Source organism: Streptomyces soli (genome assembly GCF_003999195.1).
In the GTDB taxonomy this organism is placed as follows: domain Bacteria; phylum Actinomycetota; class Actinomycetes; order Streptomycetales; family Streptomycetaceae; genus Actinacidiphila; species Actinacidiphila soli.
This window is the reverse complement of sequence record NZ_RJVR01000028.1, coordinates 1-3,410: the sequence shown is the minus strand read 5'-3', so window position 1 is coordinate 3,410 and position 3,410 is coordinate 1. Positions and strand designations below refer to the sequence as shown.

The 3,410-nt window shown below is 69.1% G+C and carries 5 protein-coding genes; 2 read left to right on the top strand and 3 right to left on the bottom strand.

What is annotated here, in order from left to right; genetic code table 11:
- Positions 1–347: 347 nt before the first annotated feature.
- The gene (locus tag EFK10_RS01505; RefSeq protein ID WP_127353979.1) at positions 348–671 is read right to left on the bottom strand and encodes an RICIN domain-containing protein; all 324 of its coding nucleotides are present in this window, start codon (positions 669–671) and stop codon (positions 348–350) included.
- On the opposite strand from EFK10_RS01505, the gene EFK10_RS53015 reads away from it, so the two are divergent.
- The gene (locus EFK10_RS53015) at positions 652–1,407 is read left to right on the top strand and encodes a helix-turn-helix domain-containing protein (protein ID WP_127353978.1); all 756 of its coding nucleotides are present in this window, start codon (positions 652–654) and stop codon (positions 1,405–1,407) included. The genes EFK10_RS01505 and EFK10_RS53015 overlap by 20 nt on opposite strands.
- Before the next feature lie 130 nt (positions 1,408–1,537).
- Here the strand turns inward: EFK10_RS53015 and EFK10_RS01495 are convergent, their stop codons facing one another.
- The gene (locus EFK10_RS01495; protein ID WP_127353977.1) at positions 1,538–2,065 is read right to left on the bottom strand and encodes a hypothetical protein; all 528 of its coding nucleotides are present in this window, start codon (positions 2,063–2,065) and stop codon (positions 1,538–1,540) included.
- A 232-nt stretch (positions 2,066–2,297) separates the two neighbouring features.
- On the opposite strand from EFK10_RS01495, the gene EFK10_RS01490 reads away from it, so the two are divergent.
- On the top strand, positions 2,298–2,810 hold the full coding sequence (locus EFK10_RS01490; protein WP_240676913.1) for a hypothetical protein: 513 nt from the start codon (positions 2,298–2,300) through the stop codon (positions 2,808–2,810).
- Here the strand turns inward: EFK10_RS01490 and EFK10_RS01485 are convergent.
- Positions 2,758–3,410: IS5 family transposase (locus tag EFK10_RS01485; RefSeq protein WP_127353976.1), on the bottom strand; the 653-nt coding region annotated here is incomplete at its 5' end. The two genes, EFK10_RS01490 and EFK10_RS01485, sit on opposite strands and share 53 nt — an antisense overlap.

Genomic DNA, 3,410 nt, shown 5'->3' with positions numbered 1-3,410 from the left:
CCGCGCGCTCGCGCAGCTCCTCGGGGTACTTGCGGGGTGCAGCCATGAACGGGATCCTTCCGGGTCTTCGATGTCTCCATCAAACCCGGGGCAGTTCACCCCGCCAGTCACGGTCATCCCGGCTGCATTCGACAACCATGGCGGGACGGGCGGCTTCCCGGGGGTGCGACGTGTGACGGGCGGTGCGGCCGAACCGCACTCGTAGGCACTGCCGTGCGGAAGTTACAGCGCTGCAACCTGCATGTTCAGGCGGCCTGCGGCGGTCCGGGAACCGCCGCAGGGCGGCACACTGAGCGACAGCGCGGCGATGGGATGGCCGGGCCGGCCACGCTTGCACACATGGGTGCTCAGGAGGGGTACGTCCAGAGTTGGTTCGAGCCGCCGTTGCAGTCGTAGATGATGACCGGGGTGCCGTCAGCCGTGCCGCCTCCCGCGGCGTCGAGGCAGCGCCCTGACTGCGGGTTGCGCAGCGTGCCGTCGCCGGGTGCCGTCCACTGTTGGGCGCCGGAGTTATTGCAGGTCCACAGCTGCACACGGGTGCTGTTCGCGGTGCCGCCACCGGTGACGTTCAGGCACTTCCCGAGCGACTGGAAGGTGTTTCCGATGTGGCTCCAGAACTGGTTGGACTGACCGTTGCAGGTGTACATGGTGATGCCGGGAGGCAGGCTCACCCAGACCGAACGCCAGCAGATCGCGCTGGGGCTGGCCGACAGCCTCCCCTACGCCGAGATCGCCCGACGCCTCGACCGTCCCACCTCGACGATCACGCGAGAGGTAATGCGCAACGGCGGCCCCACCGCCTACCGCGCCGACCTGGCCCACCGCGCCACCGAACACCGCGCCCACCGGCGCAAGCACACCCCGCCCCGAGGGCAGGGAGCGCCGGCGCAGGACCACGGGCGCGACGACCAGGCCGTGCGCGAGTACGAAGAGACGCTCACCACCCTCTTCATGCAACAGGGCCTGCCCAAGATGACATCCCGGGTACTGACCTGCCTTTTCACCACCGACGCGGGCAGCCTCACCGCGTCCCAACTCGTCCAGCACCTCCAGGTCAGCCCGGCGTCCGTCTCCAAAGCGATCGCGTTCCTGGAGAGCCAGGGCCTCGTCCGACGGGAACCAGGCGAACGCCGCCGCGAGCGCTACGTCGTCGACGACGACATCTGGTACCAGTCGACGATCGCCAGCGCCCGCGGCATCGCCCAGGTCGCCGAGACCGCACGGCAGGGCGTCGGCATCCTCGGCCGCGACACCCCGGCCGCCGCCCGCCTGGAGAACATCGCCCGCTTCAGCGACTTCATCAGCGAGAACATCCTCCGCGCCGCGGAGCAGGCCCGCGAAATCCTCTACACGAAACCCGAAGCGACCTCAGGCGGCACTGCCACGCCACGTTCAGATCACGGATAGACAGCCGTCTCGATGATCACAGCCAGCGGTGCCCACGACCCTCTCATGCCCTCCTCGGCCGATGTGACAGCGGCAGTGCGAGGCCGGCCCTCTCAACTGACCGCTGCACAGGGCAATGGGTGGTGGTCTGTCACATGAAGCTGACCGGCGGCGTTGTTCCGGGCCGGTAGTGGGCGACTCCTGCGTACGACATGCCCAGTGAGGCGGTAAGTACCTTGATGTCGAGTTCGTCTGCGAGGGTGAGCAGGCGGGTGGAGCGCAGGATGCGCGGCAGGAGGCCGACGGGGGCGAGGCTGTCGCGGATGTGAGCGGCGCCGGCAGGGCCGCGGTGTGTCCGGGTGAGCCGAGTGACGAGCAGGTGGGGGTTGTCCGAGCCGAGCCGGCGTCGGTGTTCTCGGCAGCCCTGTAGTGCCGCCCAGGTCGCGTCGTCCAGCGGAAGGACCACTGACCTGCCGGGAAACTGAACGCCCTGGTGATGAGGAGCGATGCCGCTGTCGGTGAGCAGGCGCAGTTCGGTGATGGTCGCTGCGTGGAGCAGGGCGGCGAGGCCGATGAAGGCCTCGTGCGGGTGGACGTCTTGGTTGGTGGCCCACCGTCTGTACAGGGTTCGCTGCTGGGCCAGCGTGAGAGTGGGGCCGTGAAATCCCCTCTGCTGCACCGCAGTTACCGGATCGGTGGGGTTGTGGAGGACTGCCTTGGCGCGGTGGGCGTAGGCGAAGAACTGACGCAGTCCCGCGAGGCGGGAGGCACGGCAGGCGAGGTTGAGAAGCCGTATCTCAACCGAACGTGATCGTTTGATTGTTGCTGGTCAGGCATGGTTCCAGTCGCAGTGAGGGAGGGTCTCGACGTTCTGTTTCCGCTTGATGGGCAAGGGGTGCGCGGTGGCGTCGATGCTGGGACTGCTGGAGGCGCGGGAAGCAACTGCCCGTGAGCGAGTCGAAGACCTGCGGGAGGAAGCGGCCCAAACGACTGCGGCGTTGGAGGCGGCTGAGATTGAGCTGGAGAGGCGGGTGATCGCGCGGGAGGAGCTCGTCGAGGCCCTGGCCGTGTCCGCCGCCGAGACCATCGCCGTGACCGAGGCCGTGGAGGACGCGGTGTCAACGCCGGTGCCGGGAACGACGGTGCCGACCTGGCGGGAAGGGCTGCCCGCGACCGTTCTCGCGCCGGACTACCAGCGGATCCTGGGCATGTTGGAGGACCGGCCGGAGTCAAAGCCGGGTGGGGTGCGGGCCAAGGAGATCGCGGTGGTGCTGGGGTGGGAGACGACGGCGGCGAAGGTCGAGGGTGTGCGGTCGAAGGCGAAACGCCTGGCCGAGCGCGGGTGGTTGATCCAGGAGGCGTCGGGGACGTTCAGTGCCGGCCGGCGGGCAGTGGCCGGGCCAGACGGCGGCCCATCCGTGTGATCATCGAGAACAGGATCATCGCCTCGCTGGTGGCGGGCAGCGTCTCGTAGTCGCGGGCCAGACGACGCGAATGCATCAACCACGCCAGCGTGCGCTCCACCACCCACCGCCTCGGCAGCACCACGAACCCCTCCATGTCGTCGGTGCGCTTGACGACCTCCAAGGTGAGCGCGAGTTTCTCGCAGCACCAGTCGATGATGCCGCCGGTGTAGCCGCCGTCGGCCCAGACCAGGGTGATCTCCCGGTGCAGCCTGCGCAGCCGCTGCAGCAGCGGCACGGCGGCCTCCCGGTCGCCCACGTTCGCGGCCGTCACCGCGACCACCAGGAGCAGGCCGAGCGTGTCGGTCACGATGTGCCGTTTGCGGCCCGGGACCTTCTTCCCGCCGTCGTAGCCGCGTGAGGCCGCGGGCACCGTCGCGGCGGCGCGTACCGACTGCGCGTCGATGATCCCCGCCGAAGGTTCCGCCTTCCGCCCCTCCCGCATCCGGACCTTGCGGCGCAGCCGGTCGTGGAGCTCGGCGATCAGCTCGTTCTCGCGCCAGCGGCGGAGTGAAGTAGGCCGCCGACGAGGTGCCCGTGGCGCGGGTCCTTTTCCGACGG